Annotated in this window: 15 protein-coding genes; 11 read left to right on the top strand and 4 right to left on the bottom strand. The window is 68.3% G+C overall.

Going from position 1 to position 22,885, the window contains the following annotated elements; all coding sequences use genetic code 11:
- The first annotated feature begins 6 nt into the window (after positions 1-6).
- The 4 genes from AC5Y5V_RS22475 to AC5Y5V_RS22460 are packed head-to-tail and all read left to right on the top strand — an operon-like array spanning position 7 to position 4,750.
- Positions 7-936 carry an alpha/beta hydrolase gene (locus AC5Y5V_RS22475; protein WP_499940116.1) on the top strand — a complete coding sequence of 310 codons (930 nt, stop codon included), beginning with the start codon at positions 7-9 and terminating at the stop codon, positions 934-936.
- Positions 933-2,543, top strand: coding sequence for a flavin-containing monooxygenase (locus tag AC5Y5V_RS22470; protein ID WP_499940114.1), 1,611 nt, complete (start codon positions 933-935; stop codon positions 2,541-2,543). The genes AC5Y5V_RS22475 and AC5Y5V_RS22470 overlap by 4 nt, the downstream gene beginning before the upstream one ends.
- Positions 2,544-2,548: 5 nt before the next feature.
- Positions 2,549-4,153, top strand: coding sequence for a fatty-acid--CoA ligase FadD1 (gene fadD1 / locus AC5Y5V_RS22465; RefSeq protein ID WP_499940112.1), 1,605 nt, complete (start codon positions 2,549-2,551; stop codon positions 4,151-4,153).
- A gap of 33 nt (positions 4,154-4,186) precedes the next feature.
- Positions 4,187-4,750, top strand: a complete 564-nt coding sequence (locus tag AC5Y5V_RS22460; protein WP_499940107.1) for a hypothetical protein — start codon at positions 4,187-4,189, stop codon at positions 4,748-4,750.
- A 24-nt stretch (positions 4,751-4,774) separates the two neighbouring features.
- Here the strand turns inward: AC5Y5V_RS22460 and AC5Y5V_RS22455 are convergent, their stop codons facing one another.
- Entirely contained in the window at positions 4,775-5,629 is an 855-nt protein-coding gene (locus tag AC5Y5V_RS22455) for a DMT family transporter (protein WP_499940104.1), read from the bottom strand.
- Positions 5,630-5,748: 119 nt separating this feature from the next.
- On the opposite strand from AC5Y5V_RS22455, the gene AC5Y5V_RS22450 reads away from it, so the two are divergent.
- The 4 genes from AC5Y5V_RS22450 to AC5Y5V_RS22435 all read left to right on the top strand — a co-directional run bounded on the left by AC5Y5V_RS22450 (position 5,749) and on the right by AC5Y5V_RS22435 (position 10,180).
- The gene (locus AC5Y5V_RS22450; protein ID WP_499940100.1) at positions 5,749-5,982 is read left to right on the top strand and encodes a hypothetical protein; all 234 of its coding nucleotides are present in this window, start codon (positions 5,749-5,751) and stop codon (positions 5,980-5,982) included.
- 443 nt (positions 5,983-6,425) lie between these two features.
- Positions 6,426-8,048: a class I adenylate-forming enzyme family protein gene (locus tag AC5Y5V_RS22445; protein WP_499940098.1), complete on the top strand. Its 1,623-nt coding sequence runs from the start codon at positions 6,426-6,428 to the stop codon at positions 8,046-8,048.
- Positions 8,035-8,808 carry a class II aldolase/adducin family protein gene (locus AC5Y5V_RS22440; protein WP_499940096.1) on the top strand — a complete coding sequence of 258 codons (774 nt, stop codon included), beginning with the start codon at positions 8,035-8,037 and terminating at the stop codon, positions 8,806-8,808. The genes AC5Y5V_RS22445 and AC5Y5V_RS22440 overlap by 14 nt, the downstream gene beginning before the upstream one ends.
- A 103-nt stretch (positions 8,809-8,911) precedes the next feature.
- Entirely contained in the window at positions 8,912-10,180 is a 1,269-nt protein-coding gene (locus AC5Y5V_RS22435) for an amidohydrolase family protein (RefSeq protein ID WP_499940092.1), read from the top strand.
- Between the two features lie 45 nt (positions 10,181-10,225).
- Here AC5Y5V_RS22435 and AC5Y5V_RS22430 read toward each other — a convergent pair whose 3' ends face one another.
- Positions 10,226-10,531: a hypothetical protein gene (locus AC5Y5V_RS22430; RefSeq protein WP_499940089.1), complete on the bottom strand. Its 306-nt coding sequence runs from the start codon at positions 10,529-10,531 to the stop codon at positions 10,226-10,228.
- Between the two features lie 592 nt (positions 10,532-11,123).
- Here AC5Y5V_RS22430 and AC5Y5V_RS22425 point away from each other — a divergent pair.
- Positions 11,124-18,053: a PPE domain-containing protein gene (locus AC5Y5V_RS22425; protein ID WP_499940086.1), complete on the top strand. Its 6,930-nt coding sequence runs from the start codon at positions 11,124-11,126 to the stop codon at positions 18,051-18,053.
- Positions 18,054-18,291: 238 nt separating this feature from the next.
- Complete coding sequence (locus AC5Y5V_RS22420) at positions 18,292-19,278, top strand: alpha/beta fold hydrolase (RefSeq protein ID WP_499940083.1); 987 nt, start codon at positions 18,292-18,294, stop codon at positions 19,276-19,278.
- A 486-nt stretch (positions 19,279-19,764) separates the two neighbouring features.
- Here AC5Y5V_RS22420 and AC5Y5V_RS22415 read toward each other — a convergent pair whose 3' ends face one another.
- Complete coding sequence (locus AC5Y5V_RS22415; protein WP_499940079.1) at positions 19,765-20,034, bottom strand: hypothetical protein; 270 nt, start codon at positions 20,032-20,034, stop codon at positions 19,765-19,767.
- A gap of 88 nt (positions 20,035-20,122) precedes the next feature.
- On the opposite strand from AC5Y5V_RS22415, the gene AC5Y5V_RS22410 reads away from it, so the two are divergent.
- On the top strand, positions 20,123-20,956 hold the full coding sequence (locus AC5Y5V_RS22410) for a class I SAM-dependent methyltransferase (RefSeq protein WP_499940146.1): 834 nt from the start codon (positions 20,123-20,125) through the stop codon (positions 20,954-20,956).
- On the opposite strand, the gene AC5Y5V_RS22405 is transcribed toward AC5Y5V_RS22410, so the two are convergent.
- The gene (locus tag AC5Y5V_RS22405; protein ID WP_499940076.1) at positions 20,953-22,884 is read right to left on the bottom strand and encodes a serine/threonine-protein kinase; all 1,932 of its coding nucleotides are present in this window, start codon (positions 22,882-22,884) and stop codon (positions 20,953-20,955) included. The genes AC5Y5V_RS22410 and AC5Y5V_RS22405 overlap by 4 nt on opposite strands.
- Between the last annotated feature and the right edge of the window lies 1 nt (position 22,885).

Here is a 22,885-nt window from a genome sequence, read left to right as displayed (position 1 = left end):
GCCCACATGGACGACGCCGTGCAGGCGATGTTGCGCGAGCTCGACGCCGGGTTTCCGCGTGTCCAGAGCATGACCGGCACGCAGGCCCGCGCCGCGCTGGCCGAACGCCGGATCCGCCCCACCAACCTCGACGATGTGCGCAGCGCCGTCGACCGTACGATTCCCGGCCCCGCCGGGGAGATTCCGGTGCGGATCTACCACCCGCACGGCGACCCGGCCGGCGCCCGTCCCGGGATCGTGTACTGCCACGGCGGCGGTTTCGTGTTCTGCGACCTCGACTCCCACGATGGGTTCTGCCGTGCCCTGGCCCGCGGCACTGGGGCCGTCGTCGTCTCGGTCGACTACCGGCTGGCCCCCGAACACCGCGCGCCAGCGGCGGCTCTCGACGCGTTCGCGGCCTTCTGCTGGGTGGTCGAGCGCGCCGCCGAGCTGGGTGTCGACGCGGCGCGGACGGTCGTCGCCGGCGACAGCGCGGGCGGGAACCTGGCCGCGGTCACCGCGATCCTGTGCCGCGAAGGGGGATACGCCCCGCCCGCCGCGCAGCTGCTCATCTACCCCGCGATCGACCCGTCGTTCGCCACCCCCAGCTACCAGCGCTACGCGAACGGGTACGTCAACACCCGTGCCGCGATGATGTGGTACTGGCGCCAATACCTCGGCGGAGATGAGGTTTCCGACCCGCCGCACCTGGTGGCCCCGGCCCGCGCGCAGTCTCATGCGGGCCTGCCGCCCGCGGTCATCGTCACCGCCGGCCTGGACCCCCTGCACAGCGAGGGATGCGGCTACGCGGCCAAGCTGCGCGACGCGGCGGTGCGGGTCGTGCACCGCGACTTTCCCGGGCTGTTCCACGGGTTCATGACGATCCAGCAGCTGCCCGCGGCGGCGTCCGCGCTGCGGCTGGCGTGCCGGGACCTCAGGGAGTTGCTGCGCGCATGACCGACGTGATGGTTATCGGCGCCGGCTTCGCCGGCCTCTACGCCGTGCACCGCGCGGTGTCGGCCGGCCTCTCGGTGACCGCGCTGGAGGCGGCGCCCGACGTGGGCGGCACCTGGTACTGGAACCGCTATCCCGGCGCCCGCTGTGACGTCGAAAGTGTCGACTACTCTTACTCTTTCGACGACGCGCTGCAGCAGAGCTGGCAGTGGAGCGAGCGGTTCGCCGCGCAACCCGAGATCCTGGCCTACCTGCGCCACGTCGCCGAGCGCTACGACCTGCGCCGCCACTATCGGTTCGGCTGCGACGTCGTGTCCGCCGAATTCGACCCGGCCACGGGTTGCTGGCGGGTGCACACCGGTGCCGGCGACACCCACAGCGGGCGCTTCCTGATCTGCGCGACCGGCTGCCTTTCGGTGCTGAATCGCCCCGACATCCCCGGCGTCGACGACTTCGCCGGCGACGTCTACTTCACTGCCGCCTGGCCGCGCGAGGACCCCGACCTGAGCGGCAGGCGCGTCGGCGTCATCGGCACGGGTTCGTCTGGCATTCAGGCTATTCCGATCATCGCCACGCAGGCCGAGTCGCTCGTGGTGTTCCAGCGGTCGGCCAACTACAGCATCCCGATGCCCAACCACCCGTGGTCGGCCGAGGAGCAGCTGCAGATCCAGGCCGACTACCCGCAGCGGCGGCAGGCGTCGGCCTACGCGTCGGCTGGCACACCGCACGGCACCTACCACAAGAAGGCCGTCGCCACCGACCCGCAGGAGCGCGAGCGCGCCCTCTGGCAGCGCTGGCGCGAGGGCGGCGTGCTGTTCGCCAAGACGTTTCCCGACCAGAGCACCGACCTGGCGGCCAACGACATCGCCCGCGAATTCGCCGAAGCGCGCATCCGCGAGATCGTCGACGATCCCGCCGTCGCAACCGATCTCATCCCGGTCGACCACCCGATCGGCACCAAACGGATCTGCACCGACGCCGGCTACTACGCCACCTTCAACCGCGACAACGTCCGGCTGGTGAACCTGCGCCGCGAGCCCATCGACGCGATCACCGCCGAGGGGGTCCGGACCAGCGCCGGCGACTATCCCTGCGATGTGCTGGTCTTCGCCACCGGATTCGACGCTCTGACCGGCGCGTTGACCCGCATCGACCCGGCCGGGCCCGGGGGAGAACGGTTGAGTGAGCTCTGGGCCGACGGTCCGCTCACGTTCCTCGGGCTGATGGTGCCGGGCCTGCCCAACCTGTTCACCATCAGCGGGCCCGGCGCACCGTCCGTGCTGGCAAACATGGTGTTGCACGCCGAAATTCAGATCGACTGGGCGATCGACCTGATGCTGGCCGTGCGGCGACTCGGGGCCACCGAGGTCGAACCGCGGCTCGACGCCGCCCGCGAATGGACCGACCACGTGGCCGCCGCCGCCGCGCAGACCCTGTTTCCGAGGGCGGCGTCGTCGTGGTACCTGGGCGCCAATATCGATGGCAAGAAACGGATCTTCATGCCCTACGCCGGCGGATTCGGCAACTATCGCCGCTACTGCGAGGACGTGGCCCGCCGCGAGTACGCGGGCCTGGTGTTGACGACCCGGTTCAACGCCGGCGGAAAGTAGCGGCGGTGCCGGAGACCGTTCAGCAACTGCTGCGAGAGCGCAGGCACGACGACACCCCGGCCGTCGCCGCCGGAGATCGGGTCTGGACCTGGCGTGAATACCTGGCGGGCGCCGAGGCCGAAGCTGCCGCGCTGATCGCGCTCGCCGACGCGACCCGGCCGCTGCATGTCGGCGCGCTGCTGTCCAACTCCCCGGCGATGGTTCGGGCAATGGCCGCCGCGGCGCTCGGCGGCTACGTGCTGTGCGGCCTCAACACCACCCGGCGCGGGGCCGGCCTGGCAAACGACATCCGCCGCTCCGACTGCCAGCTCCTGCTCGTCGACACCGAGCACCTGCACCTGCTGAATGGCCTGGATCACCAGGCCCTCAACGGGATTCGCGTGCTGGACGTGGACGGCACGGACTACGCCGACGCAGTGGCGACGGCGCCGCCGCTGGTGGCCCACCGCGAGGTCACCGCCACCGACACCCTGATGCTGATCTTCACGTCCGGTACCAGCGGTGACCCCAAGGCCGTCCGGTTGGCGCACGGGATGGTCGTCATGTGCGGTGCCAGCCTGATCTACCAGTACGACGTCACCGCCGACGACGTCTGTTACCTGTCGATGCCGTTGTTCCACTCCAATGGCGTCGCGGCGGGTTGGGCGGTGGCGGTCGGCGGCGGCGCGACGATGGTCCCGGCGCGGTTTTCGCCATCGCGGTTCCTCGACGACGTGCGCCGCCACCGGGTGACGTACATGAACTACGTCGGCAAGCCGCTGGCCCTGATCCTCGACACGCCCGAACGCCCCGACGACGCCGACAACACGCTGCGGATCGCGTTCGGCAACGAGGCCTCCGACCGCGACATCGACGAGTTTGCAAGGCGTTTCGGCTGCCGCGTGGTGGACAGTTTCGGGTCCAGCGAGTTCGCGGTGATCGTCGTGCGCGAGGACGGCGCGCCGCCGGGGTCCATCGGCAAACCCTATCCCGGGGTGAGCATCTACCACCCGGACACCGTGCGAGAGTGCGCGGTTGGCGAGTTCGACGAGCACGGCGCCCTGACCAACTTCGACGATGCCGTCGGCGAACTCGTCAACACCGCGGGCGCGGGCCCGTTCACCGGCTACTACAACGATCCGGCGGCGACGGCCGAGCGAATGCGGCACGGCATGTACTGGTCCGGCGATCTGGCCTACCGCGACGCCGACGGCTGGATCTACCTCGCGGGCCGCACCGCGGACTGGATGCGGGTGGACGGCGAGAACCTGGCCGCGGCGCCGATCGAGCGGATCCTGGCCCGGCTGCCGCACGTCAGCCAGGTCGCCGTCTACGCCGTGCCCGACGACCGGGTCGGTGACCAGGTGATGGCGGCGCTGGTGATGCGCGACGGGATATGCTTGCAGCCAACCGAATTCGCGGACTTCCTGGCGGCTCAACCCGACCTCTCGCCGAAGGCGTGGCCGCGCCACGTGCGCATCAACAACGACCTGCCGGCGACGGCCACCAACAAGGTCCTCAAACGCCGGCTGAGCGAGGCGGGTGTCGACGCGGAGGGTGGGATGCTGTGGACGCGCCCTGCGCGCGGCACTACCTATCTGCCCGCGGGTGAATCAGCCCCGCGGGCATAGCGGTCAAGTCCGAACCGGCACATACTTCTGTTCGTGAGCATTCGATTCGCGCTACAGCCCTGGTGGGTGCGGTTTCTGGTCTACCTGCCGGCATCGGCCGTGCCCTACGTGGCGCTCACGCAATTGATGTGGCGCTCTCCGCACGGGATCCGGGCCAGCGTGGTGTCTGGGCTCCTGTTCAGCGTGGCGATGGCGGCGATGTTCGCCTATCAGGGCCGAATTGTGCGCGGGCGCCTCCTCGAAGCCGTCGCGGGCCTCGATGATGCCGGGCGTTCGGAAGCCCTCGCCGCCGTCAAGAACGGCGTCGTCCCCGCCGATGCGGCGGTCAGATCAGCCGCCGCCAGGGTCGGCAGGGTGTGCCTCGGCGGCAAGAACTTCGAGCAGTTGAAGCGCCGCGAATCGGTCAACTGGATCATCACCTCTATCGTCGTCGCGCTGTTCGTCGTTGCGGCGGCGGTTCAACCAAGCGTGCTCGGCGCCGTCTACTTCCTGGTAATCGCGTTGATCGTGCTCATTGCGCTGCCGCTGGGGATACTGCGCAGCCGCCGATTGCGACGCAACGTCGCCCTGCTCACCGAGAGCCTGCCGTCGTCATAGCGAGGGCCGCGCCTGCCCCGGGCCTTAACCCGCTTCTTCGGTTTCGGCGGGCGCTTCGCCGAAGCGGGCCAGCACCAGCGTCGCGGCGATCGCCACCACGAATCCGGTGACGACCAGCCAGCCGAGGCCCTCGCGGGCGGTGTCACCCAGCCACAGCACGCCGACGAGGGCCGGGGCGACCGTCTCGCCGACCACCATGGCGGCCACCGTGGTGGTCACCGACCCGCGGTGCAATGCCGACGTGAGCAAGAGGAACCCCGCCGCCCCGCCCGCGGCGGCCGCGTACAGGGCGGGGTTCTGGTAGAAGGCGAGTTTGGTGGGATCGAGCACGTCGATCAGGCGCACGCCGATCTCCACGACACCGAAGCCGCTTCCCGCCCCGAGGCCCAGCGCCAGCGCGCGGGGGCGGTCGTTCAATCGGCCGGCGGCCGCGCCGGCAACGAAAATCACGGCGACCACGCCCAGCAGCGCCCAGCCGAGTCCCGCTGGGCCGTGCCGAAAGTGGCCGGGTCCGGCGGCCAAAGCGAGCGCGGCCAGGCTGGCGCAGACCACGCCCACCGCGGTCCACTCGGCCCGCGACAGCCGCGCCGAGAGCACCCATGCGGAGACCACGCCGGTGACCGCGATCGAGGCTGCCAACGCGGTCGCGACCACATAGATCGGGACCATGCGCAGCGCCAGCACTTGCAGCGCAAACCCAAGGGTGTCGAGGCCGATACCGGCCAGGTAGCGCCACTGCCGGACCGCGCGCATCAGCAGGACGGCGTCGACGCCCGAGGTGCTCCCGGCTTCCACCTCCCGTGCCCCGGCGGCCTGCAGGACCGACGCGGTGCCGTAACAGACCGAGCAGCCCAGCGCGAGCAGAAAACCAAGGAGCATCCGCCGACAATAGCCCGCGAGCCTGGCCCGCCGTCGGCGCCGTTGCGCGGCCGACGATTTCGGTGCGCGCAGGGATTCTGACGTGCGGGTTGCCGCCGACGCGCCTACACTGGGAAACCGTGTCGAACCGCATCGGCAGGACGATCAGCGCGCTGTGTGCGGGTGCGGTCGCGCTCGCGGTGTGGGTGCCCGGCACCCCGACGCCGCCCGCGCCGCCGAACCCCGGCGGTTCCACGCCCGTGCATCCCGCCGGGGGCATTCCCTGCATCGTCGGTCTCAATTGCGGGCCCATTCCAAACCGCACCGCGCCGCCGCGACACCACGCCCCGACCCCCACGCCGCCGCGCCCTTAACTGCTTGCCGGCGGGTGCCGCACCGCGTCTACCTGCGATCTGCAACATGTTCGTAACATCGGTACGCTGGAAAAGTATGACGAACCGCAGAGGCAGGACAGCAACGGTGCTGTGCGGTGGGGCGGCTGCACTCATGCTGGCGCCCGACTGGGCACCGGAAGTATTGACCGCAAAGAGCATGGCCACCGCCACGCACGGCATCACAGCGACGTCCGCCCCACCCATCCCCGGGCGACCCACCTCGACGGACGCTTTCGGGGTAATTCTGCCCTGCATCGCCGGCCTGAACTGCGGCTGTGTTCCCGCCAACAGCTGCGGCCCGCCGCGCAAACGTCCCCGAGTCGATCCCGACGCGGAGACCAGACGCCCGCCGCAGGCTCCCGCGCGGCGTTAACAGTTTCTGACGCCGCGGCTGCGCGCATCGCGTTGCCTATGATCTGGTGATGAGCGTCGGAGATCTGCAGATCCCGGGCTCGCCGGCGTCCACCGCCCCTGACGCGGCCCGGTATCGAGCGCGGGGCTGGTGGTCCGACCTGACGCTGTCCGCGGCGGTGCGCGTTAATGCCACTGAAGCGCCCGATCGGGCCGCCTACATCGACCTACCCGGCTCGGCGTTGACCTGGCGCGAATTCGACCGCGCCGCCAGCACTCTCGCGCGGCAGTTGGCCGGTGTCGGGGTCACCAGGGGAGACCGCGTCGCGGTGTGGCACGGCGATTCCGCCGCCGTTCACGCGCTGTTCGTCGCCGTCGAACGATGCGGCGCCGTCGTCGTCGGCGTCGGCGCGCGCGCCGGCACCCGCGAGGCCACCGCGATATTGCGCACTGCGCAGCCCAAGCTCCTGATCGTCGACCGGCAACGCGTCGGTGCGGGCGAGGGGGTGGCCGACGACCTCGGCCTGCCGCTGCGGGTCGTGCACCGCGACGCGGAAACGCTGCGGCTGCACCCGCATCCCGAGCCCGGCGCCCCGGCGGCCGGGTCCGAACTCGGCCCGGACGACGTTTTTCTGATCAACTCCACTTCCGGCACCACGGGGTTGCCCAAGTGCGTCGTGCACACCCAGAACCGGTGGTACTACTTTCACCAGAAGGCGGTCGCCAACGGACTGCTGACGGCCGAAGACATCTTCCTGCCGGTGATCCCCATGCCGTTCGGCTTCGGAATCTGGACCAGCCACACCACGCCGATCTACCTCGGCGCCACCGCGGTGATCATGGACCGCTTCACCTCCGCGGCGGCCTGCCGGGCGATCGCCGACCACCGGGTCACCGTGTTGTGTTGTGTCAGCACACAATTGACGATGCTCATGGCGGACCCCGCCTCCCGCAGTCACGACCTGAGTTCGCTGCGTGTCGTGTTCGCGGGCGGCGAGGCGTTGCCGTATCGGCCGGCCGCGGAGTTCGAAGAACTCACCGGCGCCACGATTCTGCAGTTCTACGGTTCGAACGAGACCGGGATACTCAGCGCGACCACGCTCGCGGACCCGCGCGAGCGTCGCCTGCGCACGGGCGGCCGGATCGTTCCGGAGATGGCGGTCCGCCTCTTCGACGGCGACCGCGACGTCACCGCGACGGGTCGCGGCCAGCCCGCGTGCCGCGGCCCCGCGACCAGCCTCGGCTATCTCGGCGGCACCGACCACGACAAGCTGTTCACCGCCGACGGGTGGATGCGGATGGGCGACATCTGCGAGATCGACGCCGACGGCTACCTCAGCGTCACCGGCCGCACTTCCGACTTCATCCTGCGTGGCGGCAAGAACATCAGTGCGGCACAGGTCGAGGATGCCGTCACGATGCATCCCGCGATCGCGGTGGCCGCCGCCGTCGCGATGCCCGACCCGGTGTTCGGCGAAAAGGTCTGCGTATACGTCGAACTCGCCGAATCGCACACCATCGATCTGAGCCGGCTGACCGAACACCTGTTGGCGCTGGGGGTTTCCAAGGAACTGCTCCCCGAACGGCTCGTCGTCGTCGACGAGCTGCCCCGGTCGTCGGGCGGTAAGGTTGCCAAAGGCGCGCTCCGCGAAGACATTCGAGGCAGGATGGAGGCCAATCATGAATGCCCCTGACGCACGTCGCGGTGGCCTTGAAGTGTGGGCGCCGTCAGTGGTGCCCCCGATCGGGGTCGAGCTGACCAGCGAGCAGGCGCTGGCCGTGGCCTTCCGCCATCTCGCCGCGATCGGGTTCGCCGAGAACATGGCCGGCCACATCACCTGGCAGCCCGACGGGCAGACGGACATGTACGTCAACCCGTGGGGTCTGTGGTGGGCCGAACTCACCGCGTCGGACATCTGTGTGGTGGACAGCGACGCGCGGGTGGTCCGTGGCCGCTGGGACGTCACGCCGGCCATCCACATCCACACCGAACTGCACCGCGTGCGCGACGACGCACGCGTCGTGGTCCACAACCACCCGTATTACGTGTGCGTGCTCGCCGCGCTGGGGCGGTTGCCGGAATTGGTGCATCAGACCGGCGCGCTGTTTCTGGACGACCTGTGCATGGTCGACGCCTATGACGGCGAAGTCGACAGTCCCGCGCGCGCAGCGGAACTCGCGGCCCGCATCGGCGGCGCCAACCTGACGATCCTGGCCAACCACGGCGTTATCGCGACCGGCCGCAATCTGGCCGAGGCGGTGTATCGGGCGGCCTCGATCGAGCGGGTATGCAAGCTGGCCTACGACGTGCTGCTGACCGGTGCGGAGCCGGCGCGGATGAACTGGTCCGACATGGCGGGCATGCAGCGTTCGCTGATCGAACGGGCCGCCGACGTGTACTGGGCGGGCGCGGCTCGGATGACCATCAAAGCGGACCCCGATGTGCTCACCTGACCTGCCAAGCAGACGCAAAAGCCCCCAAATCGGGCCGGATTCGGGTGATCTTGCTGGGGGCACCTCCCGCTTGCGGGGGACTGCTCGCCCTGATACTGCAGCCATGAAGTCGATCGACGAGCTGGCCGAAAACCTGAGCTTCACCACCGCCAAGACCGGCGCCGAACGCTCGGTCACGTTCCTGCCGGACCCGCCGCGGGCGCCGCGCCGCTACACGGTGATCTCGGCCGACGACCACATCGTCGAACCGCCGGACACCTTCGCCGGCCGCGTGCCGCGCAAGTTCGCCGACCGCGCCCCCAAGGTCGTGGACACCGATCGTGGCGGGCAAACGTGGGTCTACGACGGCAGGGAACTGCCGAACGTCGGGTTCAACGCCGTGGTCGGACGGCCGGTGTCCGAATACGGTTTCGAACCGGTCCGCTTCGACGAAATGCGCAGGGGTGCCTGGGATATACATGCACGCATCAAAGACATGGACCTCAACGGCATCTACGCGTCGCTGAACTTCCCGTCGTTTCTGCCGGGCTTCGCCGGCCAGCGGCTGCAGCAGGTGACCACCGACCGCGACTTGGCGCTGGCGTCGGTGCGGGCGTGGAACGACTGGCACCTCGACGTCTGGGCGGGGTCGTACCCGGACCGAATCATTCCGTGCCAGCTGCCATGGCTGCTGGACCCCGAGCTCGGCGCCGCAATGATCCGCGAGAACGCCGACCGTGGCTTTCACGCGGTTACGTTCAGCGAAAACCCCGCCATGCTCGGATTGCCGAGCATCCACTCGGGACATTGGGACCCGATGATGGCGGCATGCGCGGAGACCGGCACCGTGGTGAACCTGCACATCGGATCGTCGGGCTCCTCACCGTCCACCACCGAGGACGCGCCGCCGGACGTGCAGGGCGTGCTGTTCTTCGCGTACGCCATCTCGGCGGCCGTCGATTGGCTGTACTCGGGTCTGCCGAGCAGGTTCCCCGACCTCAAGATCTGCCTCTCGGAGGGCGGAATCGGCTGGGTCGCCGGGCTGCTGGATCGGCTCGACCACATGCTGAGCTACCACGCGATGTACGGCACCTGGCAGGCGCTGGGTGAGACGCTCACTCCCGCAGAGGTTTTCACGCGGAACTTCTGGTTCTGTGCGGTGGAGGACAAGTCCTCGTTCGTCCAGCGTGACCGGATCGGCGTGGACAACATCATGCTGGAGGCGGACTATCCGCATTGCGATTCAACCTGGCCGCATACGCAGGAAACGATCCATGACGAGATCGGCGACCTACCGCCCGACGTGATACGCAAATTCAGCTGGGAGAACGCTTCTCGGCTCTACCAGCACCCGGTGCCGCTGGAAATCCAGCGGGACCCGGAAGCGTTCTGACGCGCCGCCGCATCCCGGCCCTCGTTCGGCGCAGCGCTGAAAGCCCTAGACGCAGCCGCTGACGCTGACGCGGCGACCCACGTTGGCGCAGACGTTGACGTGCGGCGCCGGCGGTGGCGGCGGAGGATAGTCCTCCGGCAGGGGCGCGTACGCGGCCGGCGGCGGGACGTACGGTGCGATCGCGTCGCCGACGTTGGTGCATCCGCTCACTGAGATGCGCCTGCCCGCGTTGACGCATACGTCGGCGCGGGCCACGCCGGAGGGCTGCAGGAGAGCGAGCACCTCCGGAACGGCCGTGAACGCCAGTATCGCGATGGCAAATGCGACCTTCCGCCGATTCCAGGGACTCATCGAGATCTCCTTGCCGCTCCGGATTCCCCGCCAGTTGCCGCCTTTAAGAGCACTCCGCGAGCAGGGACGAGAAATGGTGGGCATCGAAGTATATCCGCATCGACCGCCGCCCGCCGTCGTTTGATCAGGACGTGCCGGCGCAGCCCGCGGGAGCGGCCGCGATGCGGGAGACCCGGTCCGTACCATTGAAAACGGCTGGTGGAGGGCGAGTTCCAGCGTCAACACGCAATTTGTATTCAATCCGGCAGTGCGCGACGGCGAATTGCGATGATCCGGTCTCGTGAATTCCTTTCGACTCGCAAAGAGATTTCGGGGAAAAGCGGATGTCACGGCGTCGATACCCATAGAGTCTTTTGCTGCTGGACTGCTCGAGCGACCGGGCAGTCGTCCGAGTCTCGGTGGAAGGCGCGCGATGGTGTCCGTAGTTACGCGGGCGGCAGGTATCGGGAACCTGTGTCCGCCGCGCGCCAAGGGGAATCGAGAGCAGAGCGGGCAGTGGTTGGGGGCTGCGAGGTGATCATGGTGGCCGCCGCCGGATGGGCGGTCAGGCGACATTGGCCAACTGTTGGCCAACCGACGAGGGACGTGCCGAATGAATTTTTCGCTGTTGCCGCCGGAGATCAATTCGGCGTTGATGTATTCCGGTGCGGGATCGGCGCCGATGCTGGCGGCGGCGTCGGCGTGGGAGGGGCTGGCGGCTGAACTGGGTTCGGCGGCCGCGTCGTTCGGGTCGGTGACCTCGGGGCTGGTCGGTGGGGCGTGGCAGGGCCAGGCGTCGGCGGCGATGGCGGCTGCGGCGGCGCCGTATGTGTCATGGCTGCACGCCGCGGCGGCCGGCGCGCAGGGCACATCCGCCCAGGCCAAGGCCGCGGCGACGGTGTTCGAGTCCGCGCTGTCGGCCACGGTGCACCCGGCGGTGGTGGCGGTCAACCGGACCCGGCTGGTGCAGCTGGTGGCCTCGAATCTGTTCGGCTTCAACGCCCCTGCGATCGCGGAGGCCGAGGCGAATTACGAGCGCCTGTGGGCCCAGGACGTGGCGGCGATGTTCGGCTACCACTCCGGGGTGTCGGCGGTGGCCGCGCAACTGACGTCGTGGCAGGGCGTGCTGCAGAACCTGCAGGGGTTGACCAGCCAGGTCAGCGCGGCGGCGGGCCTGGGCGGGTTGTTCCCTCTGAACAACGGCATCTTGAACCTGGGCCTGGGCAACACCGGGCATGTCAACCTGGGCAGTGGCAACACCGGCTCGGCGAATCTGGGCAGCGCGAACACGGGCTATGCGAACTTCGGCAACGGCAATACCGGCTCCGCCAATGTGGGCAGCGGGAATTCCGGCTCATTCAATCTAGGTAGCGGCAACATCGGCTCGGTGAACCTGGGCATCGGCAATAACGGCTATTTCAACCTGGCCAGTGGCAACATCGGGAACGTCAACCTCGGCAACGGGAACATTGGTGACCTGAACTTCGGTGGCGGCAATCTGGGTTCCTACAATTTCGGCAGCGGCAACCTGGGCACGCTGAACTTCGGGTCGGGCAACCGCGGCAGTTATAACTTCGGCTTCGGCAACGACGGCAACGGCAACATCGGTTTCGGGCTGCAGGGCGACAACAAGTTCGGCATCGGCGGGCTGAATTCGGGCACCGGAAACATGGGTTTCGGCAACTCGGGCAACAACAACATCGGCTTCTTCAACTCGGGCAACGGCAACATCGGGTTCTTCAACTCCGGAGACAACAACACGGGCTGGAGCAACGCGGGCTCGACGAACACCGGGTTCGGCAACGGCGGCAGCACCGACTTCGGGTTCCACAACGCCGGTTCGACCAGCATGGGTATCGGCAACGCGGGCACCGGCAACCTGGGCAGCTTCAACTCGGGCCTGGACAATAAGGGCCTGTTCAACTCGGGGTCCGGTGGATCCAACGCGGGCTGGTTCAATTCGGGCGCCTCCAACACCGGCTGGTTCAATTCCGGTGACAGCAACACCGGCTACCTCAACTCGGGCTCGCTGAACACCAGCATTTTCCAGTGGGCCACCCAGAACGTCGCGAACTCCGGGTTCGGCAATTCCGGCACCGGGAATTCGGGCTTCTTCAACTTCGGTGATCACAACGCGGGCGCGCTCAACATCGGCGACAACAACGCGGGCTTCCTCAACGTGGGTGACCACAGCACCGGACGCTTCAACTTCGGCGATCACAGCACCGGCTTTTTCAACATCGGCGATCACGACGCCGGCATCTTCAACATCGGCAACTTCGACTCGGGCGTCCTCAACAACGGCGATGGCTACTCAGGCTTCCTGAGCAACCTGAACATCAGCGTGTCGGTCGCCAGCTACAAGATTCTGCAAATCGGCAGCGCGAGTGCGACCTCGGGCGCTACCGGCCTGGCCGTGGCCTACGGCGCCAACAGCACCGCGACCGCCACCGGCGCGTGGAACGGCTCACTGGCCTGGGGCACCAACAGCAGCGCCTCCGCCAGCGGCGGAGACTTCAACCTGGCCGCCGTGGTCGGCACCAACGACCACGCCACCGCCGGCAGCAACTCCTGGAACCAGGCCATCATCATCGGCAGCAACAACGACGCCCTCGCCGGAAACAGTCTGGGCAACACCGCCCTGGTCGTGGGCGCCTTCAACCACGGCGTCGTCGCGGGCGCCACCGGTGCCGGCGCCACCGCGCACGACAACATCGTCAACATCGCCGCGGTGGTCGGCAACAACAACACCAACGTCGTCGCCGGGGCCAGTGGCACCAACGCCAGCAGCCACAACAACATCGTCACCACGGCCACCGTCGTCGGCTCCGGCAACACCAACGTCATCGCCGGCGCCAGCGGCAATGGGGCCGTCGCGCACAACAACATCCTCACCACGGCCACGGTCGTCGGCGAAGGCAACGCCGATGTGGTCGCCGGGGCCATCGGCAACGGCATCCTCGCCCACGACAACATCGGCACCCTGGCCACCGTCGTCGGCAACCAAAACAGCGCCGTCTCCGCGGTCGTCGACGGCGGAAACAACTACGGCACCGTGGCCACCGTCGTCGGCGACCGCAATGCCGACGTAGTGGCCTCGGTCGCGGGCGACGGCAACTGGGCGACGCTAAGCACCGTGGTCGGCAGCGACAACATCAACAGCGTCCACGCCACCGTCAGTGGCAGCGGCAATATCCTGAACGCGACGACGGTGGTGGGCGACGGCAACCAGGGCATCACGGCCGGCTCGCAGGGCGATCGCAACATCGGCGTTGTGAACACGGTCGTCGGCAGCGGCAACGTTAATGTCGGGGCCCAGGTCGTCGGCGACGGCAACTACGCGACGCTCACCACCGTGGTCGGCAACGACAACGTCAGCGGGGTCAGCGCCGGGGCCCAGGGCGACGGCAACATCCTGACCGCGATGACGGTGGTCGGTGACGGTAACGGTGCCCAGGCCCTGGCGACGGGCAACAGCAACATCGGCACCGCGGCCACGGTGGTGGGTTCGCTCAACAGCGGGATCGCCGCACTGGCCGTGGGCAACAACAACTACGCGACGCTGGCGAACGCCATCTTCGACGACAACAGCGAGGTGGTGGCCACCGCCAACGGCTCGGGCAACATCGTCACCGCCGCCAGCGCGGGCGGCAACGGCAACAGCGCCATCACGGCCACCGCCGCGGGCGGCGACATCGTCACGGTCAACACGGTGGTCGGCAACGACAACACCGACATCGCGGCCAGCGCCGCCGGTTCCGGGGGCAACATCGTCACCGTCACCACGGTGGTAGGCAACGACAACGACCACATCAGCACCGACGTCAACGGCGGCGGCAACATCGTCACCGCGGCCACCGTGGTCGGCGGCGGCAACAGCGGCGTGGTCGCCACCGCGCACGGCGACGGCAACATCCTCACGGTGAACACCGTTGTGGGCGACGGCAACACCGGCGAAGCCAGCGCTGTCGGCAACAGCAACATCGGGACCATCGCGACCGTCGTGGGCGACGGCAACACAGACTTCGCGGCCAAGGATGTGAGCAGCGGGAACTGGGCGACGATCACCACGGTGGTGGGCGACAACAACACCGGAACGATCCTGGCCAACGCCGCCGCCAGGGGCGACATCCTGACCGCGACCACCGTGGTGGGCGGCGGCAACGAGGTGACGGCCAGCGCGGTCGGTGCCAGCAACATCGGTACCGCGGCCACGGTGGTGGGTTCGGGCAACAGCGGCATCCTGGCCGAGGCGCTGGGCAGCGGCAACTGGGCGACGCTGTCCAACGTCGTCTTCGACAACAACACCGACGTGGTGGCCACCGCCGCCGGCTCGGGCAACATCGTGACCGCGGCCAGCGCGGGCGGTAACAACAACAGCGCCATCACGGCTAGCGCCTCCGACCGCAACATCGTCACGGTCAACACCGTGGTGGGCAACGACAACAGCGGGGTTGAAGCCAAAGCCGTTACGGGCGAAGGCAATATCGTCACGGTTGCCACGGTGGTCGGCAACGGCAACGACACCGTGGGCGGCATCATCGCCAATGCCGAGGGCAGCGGCAACATCGTCACCGCCACCACCGTGGTCGGCTCGAACAACAATGTCGAAGCCAGCGCGGTCGGCAACAACAACATCGTCACCGCGGCCACCGTGGTGGGGTCCAACAACAGCGGGATTCTGGCGGAGGCGTTGGGCGACGGCAACATCGTCACCCTGGCCACGGTCGTCGGCGACGGCAACACCGGCATCGTTGCCGGCGCGCAGGGCGGCGGCAACATCTTCACCGCCAATACCGTTGTCGGCGATAACAATACAGGCGAATCGCGCTCAATCGGTGACGGCAACATCGGTACCGTGGAGACCGTGGTCGGCAGCGGCAACACCGATGTCGAAGCCACCGCCTCCGGGACGGGAAACTGGGCGACGCTGAGCACCGTGGTGGGCAGCGGCAACACCAGCAGGATCCTGGCCAGCGCCGACGGTTCGGGCAACATCCTGACGGCCGCGACCGTCGTGGGCAGCGGCAACGAGGTGGAGGCCAGCGCGGTCGGTGGCGGCAACATCGGTACCGCCGCGACGGTGGTGGGATCGGGCAACAGCGGGATCCTGGCCGAGGCCGTGGGTGACGGCAACTGGGCGACCCTGGCTAATGCCGTGCTGGACAACAACACCGACGTGGTGGCCAGCGCCAACGGTGTCGGCAATATCGTCACCGCGGCCAGTGCGGGCGGCAACGGGAACAGCCAAATCACCTCGACCGCTTCGGATCACAACATCGTGACGGTGAACACGGTGGTGGGCAACGGCAACACCGACGTGAGCGCGAACGCGACCGGGTCGGGCGGCAACATCGTCACCGTGACGACGGTGGTCGGCAACTCCAACATCGCCGGAATCAGCACCAACGCAGACGGTTCGGGCAACATCCTGACGGCCGCGACCGTGGTGGGCGGCGGCAACAATGTCGAGGCCAGCGCGGTCGGTGGCGGCAACATCGGTACCGCGGCCACGGTGGTGGGTTCGGGCAACAGCGGGATCCTGGCCGAGGCCGTGGGTGACGGCAACTGGGCGACCCTGGCTAATGCCGTGCTGGACAACAACACCGACGTGGTGGCCAGCGCCAACGGTGTCGGCAATATCGTCACCGCGGCCAGTGCGGGCGGCAACGGGAACAGCCAAATCACTTCGACCGCTTCGGATCACAACATCGTGACGGTGAACACGGTGGTGGGCAACGGCAACACCGACGTGAGCGCGAACGCGATCGGGTCGGGCGGCAACATCGTCACCGTGACGACGGTGGTCGGCAACTCCAACATCGCCGGAATCAGCACCACCGCCGACGGCGCCAGCAACATCGTCACTTCGACGACGGTGGTCGGCGACGCCAACGAAATCGAGACCACCATCACCGGCAACAACAACATCGCGACCGCGAATACCGTTGTCGGCGACGGCAATACGGGTATCGTGCGAGTGCTGAGCGACGGCAACAACGGCACCGCTGCCACGGTGGTCGGCAACGACAACGACAACTACCAGGTCAACGTGCTCGGCGGCGGCGACTGGGCCACGCTCCTCACGTCGGTCGGCAACAATAACGACAGCCTGGTCACCACCGCCCAGGGTGGCGGCGACATCCTCACCGCGACAACGGTGGTGGGCAGCGACAACCAGGCGGCCGCGTATGCGCAGGGCAGCGGCAACATAGGGACCGCTGCCACGGTGGTGGGTTCCCACAACAACACCGTCTATGCGCAGGCGTCGGGCGACGGAAACTACGCGACGCTGGCGAACGCCATCTTCGACGGCAACACCAACGTGGTTGCCAATTCACTCGGCGACGGCAACATCGTCACGGCCGCCACCGCCGCGGGCAACGGCAACGATCAGATCTCCGCGACATCCCTCGACCGCAACATCGTGACGGTTAACACCGTGGTCGGCAACGACAACGGCAACGTCACTACCAACGCGGCGGGCGCCGGCGGCAACATCGTCACCGCGACGACGTTGGTCGGCAGCGGCAACACCGCCGGCATCGGCACGCACGTCACCGGCGCAGACAACATCGTCACCGGGACCACGGTCGTGGGCAACGGCAACGGCGCCGAAACCACCGTGACCGGCAACAACAACATCGTCACCGGTGCCACGGTGGTCGGCGGCAACAACACTGGCATCACCGCCGAGGCGCTGGGCGACGGCAACATCGCGACCATCAACACGCTCGTCGGCTCCGGCAACACCGACATCAGCGTCGGCGCCGCCGGCACCAACGCGGCGTTCGACAACAACATCGCGACGCTGACCACCGTCGTGGGCAACGACAACACCTCGGTCGGGACAGGCGCCAACGCCGCCAACTCCGACTTCCACAACAACATCGCGACGGCGACCACCGTGGTCGGCGGTGGCAACGACGGGGTCAACACCGGCACCAACCTTGCCGGCGCGATCGCCCACGACAACATCGCGACCGGCGCCGTCGTGGTCGGCAGCAACAACAACGCCGTCGGCGCCGGCCTCAACGGCGCGAACAACATCGCCACCGGCACCGTCGTCGTCTTCGACGGCAACTCGGCAGCGGCCAACGCCAGCGGCAACGGGAACATCGCCACGTTTGCCACCGTCGTCGGCAACTCCAACACCGGCGTCGTCGCCAACAGCGTCGGCGGCAACATCGCGACCGCGAGCACCACCGTCGGGACCGGCAACGACGGCGTCCTGGCCGACGGCGGTGCCGCGGGCAACTTCGGGAACGCCGCCGTGGTGGTCGGGAACAACAACGACAACGTTTCCGCCGGGCGGGGCAACATCAACGCCGCGGTGGTGGTCGGCAGCGACAACACGGCGGTGGCCGGCGGCGCCGGAGTCGGCGACCAGGGCAGCCGAAACTTCGCGGTCGTCGTTGCCAGCAATGCCGCGGCCAAGGCATTCAACGGCACTAACAACATCGCGGTCGCGTGGGCCAAGGGCGCCTCGGCGACTGCGGGTCCGGGCAACAACCACATCGATATCGATCCGTCGCTGCTCTGATCGCCTGCGCTCGCATGTAGTTTGCTAGCGTCCGCGCTAGTCCAGATGATTTCGTGGTTCTTCATTTGCTGAGCACAATGCGCAAAAGCTCAAAATCGCTCGTTGCGTGGCTATTGCGCACAAGCGAGTCACCGCCCCCACCCGTCCGTAGGTTCGAGCCAACAGAGCTGTCGGGGAAGCCCCGGCGGCGATCCCAAAAAGATCTGAAGGGGGGCTCGTCATGTTCGCTCAGCCGCGTGTGACCACTACACTTCCGCTGCGTTCGCCCGCGAACCGGGCTGTGCACGTCGAGCGGACGGTGACCACCAGCGACGGCGTCCGGTTGGCCGTCCGCGACTACCAGCCGGCCGAGGCCGTCACCGCCCCCGAGCACACCGTCGTCCTGATGCACGGCCTGCTGCTGACCCAGGAGAGCTGGGCTAAGCAGGTCACTACGCTGCGACGGCAATGGGGCGCCCGAGTGCGCGTCATAACCTACGACCACCGCGGTCACGGCCGTTCGGCCGGCGCCGCGATGGACACTTACCGCATCGAGCGACTGGCCGCCGACCTTGCAGAGGTACTCACCGCCCTGCGCGTCAGTGGCCCACTCACGCTGGCCGGGCACTCGATGGGCGGGATGACGGCGCTCGCGTACTTCAGCCTTCCGGCTGACCAGCGGCCGGTCGAGCCGCAGGGCCTCGTCCTGGTGGCCACTGCCGGCGGGCGACTCACCGAACGGGGGTTCGGCCGGCTGCTCGGCAGTCCCGCGACGGGCATGCTGTTCGGTCTCGTGCAGCGCATGCCCCGGCGGGCTACGGATCGGGTGATCAAGGGCGTCATGCGGCCGGTCCGGGAGGCCGTGATCAACCACTGCGCCTCTGACGGCGTCGACGCCAACGGGGTAACCGCGGTGACGGCCTCGGCCCTGCGCACCATCTCGCTGGCGACCGCGGTCGGATTCCTGCCGAGCCTGCAGGGCTTCGACCAGTACCACACGCTCGCGTCGATCGCGGCCAAGACGGTAGTCATCAGCGGCGGGGCCGACTTGGCAACCCCGGCCGCGCACTCCCGCGACCTGGCGGCGGCCATCCCCGGCGCCACCCACCTGCATCGCCCCGACGCCGGGCACATGCTGCTCCAAGAAGCGCCGCAGGTGGTGGCCGCCGCGCTCAACTCCGCGATGGGCATGCGCCGACGGCAGGTATGCACCGGGAGTCGACGCAGCCGCCAGCTCGTGTCCTGAAGCGCCTCGCGAGTGGCCTCATAATGTCGGCTCGTGGCCCGCGAGCGGCCTCAAATGGTCGGCTCGGCCCGCGAGCGGCCTCAAAATGCAGGTTGGGCCCGCGAGCGGCCTCAAGATGTCGGCTATGGAGCCGCGAGTGGCCTCAAAATGCAGGCTGTAGGGCCCTTTCCCGCGAATTTGAGCGCGCTCACGCCGGGCCCCGCGAATTTGAGCGCGCTCACGGCGGGCCCCGCGAATTTGAGCGCGCTCACGGCGGGCCCCGCGAATTTGAGCGCGCTCACCGCGGGGCACCCTGCGCGGAGCGCGCTCACGGCGGGGCGTCCTGCGTTGAGCGCGCTCACGGCGGGGCGTCCTGCGTTGAGCGCCCTGCGCGGCGGGCCCTCTCCGCGCTGCACCCCCGCGACGGGCATCCGCCCTCTCCGCGCTGCACCCCCGCGACGGGCAGCCGGCCAAACCGACGCGCAACTCCGCGGCGGCAGAACGCGTTTAGGCCAACGGAACTCCGCGGGCGAGCGCCTGCACGAGGAGGTCTTTGATCTCGGCCAGGGAAGTTTCCAGCGACTTTTCCAGCGCGCCGATTCGCCGGTTCGTGTCCTGGGCGAGGTCCTCGATGTTGCCCATCCGGCCGCTGTATTCCCTCAGCGCGTCGCCGAGGACGCTTTGCGTGGCGCCGACGGTCTTGATCACCGATAGCGCATCGGCGAGCGACGCCTCCATGGTCAGGATGCGTCGCGCGAGGTTGTCCGGGGTGGTCACCCTGGCATCGTAAGCGCTGCGCAGCCCGCCCGCGGTTCTTCTCGAAGGACTACCGTGACCTATCAAGATCAATAGCGCGAGAGAGGCAATCGTGTCAGCGGCGAAGGTGGATTTCAGCTCGGTCCGATGGGGCTCGGTGGAATGGACGAACCTGGTCACCCTGTACCTGCGGGCGTACGAAAGCCGTTCCCGGCGGCCGATTCTGGGTGACACCGCGGCTGCCGAGGCGGTGGAACGCATCGATTACGACTTCAAGCGGATACACCGGTCCTCGTTGCCGGCGGCCAACCAGTTCCTGGTCGCCTTGCGCGCCAAGCAACTGGACGATTGGTGCGCCGATTTCCTTGCGCGCCATCCCGACGCTGTCGTGCTGCATCTCGGTTGCGGGCTCGACGCGCGGGCGCTACGGCTCGACCCGCCGCCGTCGGTGCTCTGGTTCGACGTCGACCAACCGGGGGTCATCGAGTTGCGCCGCCGACTCTACGGCGAGACCGCGCAATACCGGATGATCGGCTCGTCGGTGACCGATCCCCGGTGGCTGGATTCTGTTGCTGCCGGACACCCCGTGCTGGTGGTCGCGGAAGGCCTGCTGATGTATCTCCCCGAGCTCGAAGTCCGGCAGTTGCTCGACCGCCTGATCGGCCGATTCGGCTACGGGGAACTGCTTTTCGACACGATTTCACCGCTGGGACCGCCGCTGTCGAAGGCCTTCACGAAGGGCATCGTCAAGTGGGGTGTCGGCAACGCCCGCGTCATCGAGGCCTGGAATCCCGCGCTGCGATTCCTCGAACGGACGCCCGCGGTGGCCGGCTACCAGAGGATCGATTCGAGGCCGGTGCGGTGGATCTACCGCCTGATGTCGGCGCTGCCGGTGGGTGCCTATGACGTGCTCAACCGGTTCGAATTCGGTGCCGCGCCTTAGTGGATCTGCACGGACAGCTTCTTGACCAGCACGTCGTTGAGGTAGGCGTTAGCCGCTGGGCCGCCGGCGTTGAGCGCCGCGATGGTGGCCGGGTCGTCGACGATGATCAGGACACCCCGATACGCGTTGAAACTTGTTGGCAGGCCGTTGTATCCGCCACCTCCGGCGGCCGGGTCGGTGCGACACAGCACCATGACGGCGGTCGACTCGGCGCGCGCAAAATCGCCGGGGTCGTTCAGCGCCACCTCGGGCGGGTCGGTGGGGCCGCGCTTGTAGTTGGTGTTGTAGGTGAATCCCAGGCCTTCCAGATAGCTCGTCGGCGGAGACACCCGCGCCGCCACGGTGGTGGCCGCACCGGAGAAGGTGACCACGGTGGCCGATTTGCCGCCGAAGCTCGGGTGCTGCGACTTGATTTCGACCTGTTGCGCTGCCGCGTCGGAGATCGACGACGTGGCTTGGTCGGAACGTCCCAGCGCCCGCGCGATCCAGGTCAGCTGCGCCTGCCACGTCCAGTCCTGCGAGACATCGGCCGGGCGAGTCAGCGTGGGCGCGATGGCGGCCAGCTTGTCGTACGTGACCTTGTCGACGTCGCCGGTGTCGATGATCAGGTCGGGCGTGGCCGCTGCCACCGCGACCGGGTCGGGTGCGCCGAGCACCGGGGGAGACGAATGTGCCATCGATGCAAGCCAACTGGGCAGTTTGCCGGGTATTCCGCCGATGACGGCGGGCTGCACGCCCAGCGACAGCACCGCGTCGGCATCGCCAGGTCCCAGGGCCGCGATCGTCACCGGCCGGTGATCGAGCCGGACGGTGCCGTGCGCGCCGTTGAGGGTCTGCGGTTGGTACGGCGCAAGCCCGCCGGCGCGGTGGTGTCCGAGCAGCGACACCGTCACCACCGCGACGACGACGCCCACGGCCAGCCCCAGCGCGCCCAGCACCAAGCCCCGTTTACGCCGTCGGTGCGGTGGAGCATAGGGCCGGGCCGGCGCAGGGATTACGAAGGGCGGCGTGGGTGGCGGTGCGGTCGGATACGTGACCGGATCGGTTGTCCAGGGTCGCGTGTCGGCGCGGCCGCGTGTCGGCCCGTTGTGTCCGGCCAGGGCGGTAGCCGCGGCGGCGGCCAACTCGCCCGCCGTGGCGAACCGGTCGGCGGGATTCTTGGCCATCGCGCGGGCGATCACCTCGTCGACGGCGGGCGACAGGCCGGGGGCCACCTCGCTGGGTCGTGGCACCGGGCGCATCATGTGGGCCATCAGCATGGCGGGCAACGAGCCGGCGTCGCCGTAGGGTGTTCGCCCGGTCAGCAGCCAAAACAGCGAACAGCCCAGCGAATAGATGTCGGCTCGTTGGTCGACCCCCTCGCCTTCGATCGCCTCGGGCGCGGCATACGCGGCGGTGAAGACCAGCGAACCGGTCGCCGTCAGCGACGTGGCGTCGTCCAGAGCACGCGCAATCCCGAAGTCCGCCAGCAGAACTCGCTCGTCGGGGGTACCGGGCCCGGAGATCAGGAAGTTGCCGGGCTTGACGTCGCGGTGCAACACGCGGCGCGAATGGGCGTAGTCGAGCGCCTTGGCGACGTCGGTGACGATGCGCACGATCCGGGCCGGGGTCAGGTTCGCGCTCGCGAGGTCGCCGGCCGTGGTGCCGTCGACGTATTCGATGGCGATCCACAACTGGCCGTCTTCGGTCTCGCCGCGGTTGAAGACCGTGACGATGTTGGGGTGGTTCAGCGTGGCGGCCAGGTCGGCCTCGCGGATGAACCGGGCGCGAAACTGGTCGTCGAGCGACAGCTCCGTGGACAGGATCTTCAGCGCGTCGCTGCGGGGCAGCGTCGGATGCCGTGCCAGATACACCGTGCCCATGCCGCCAGAACCCAGCACGCCCTCGATCCGGTAGCCGGCGACCACCGTCCCCACAGCTAGCGGCATC

Source organism: Mycobacterium sp. NGS68, from assembly GCF_059812195.1.
The sequence above is the reverse complement of the archived record's forward strand: the minus strand, read 5'-3'. Positions and strand labels throughout refer to the sequence as shown.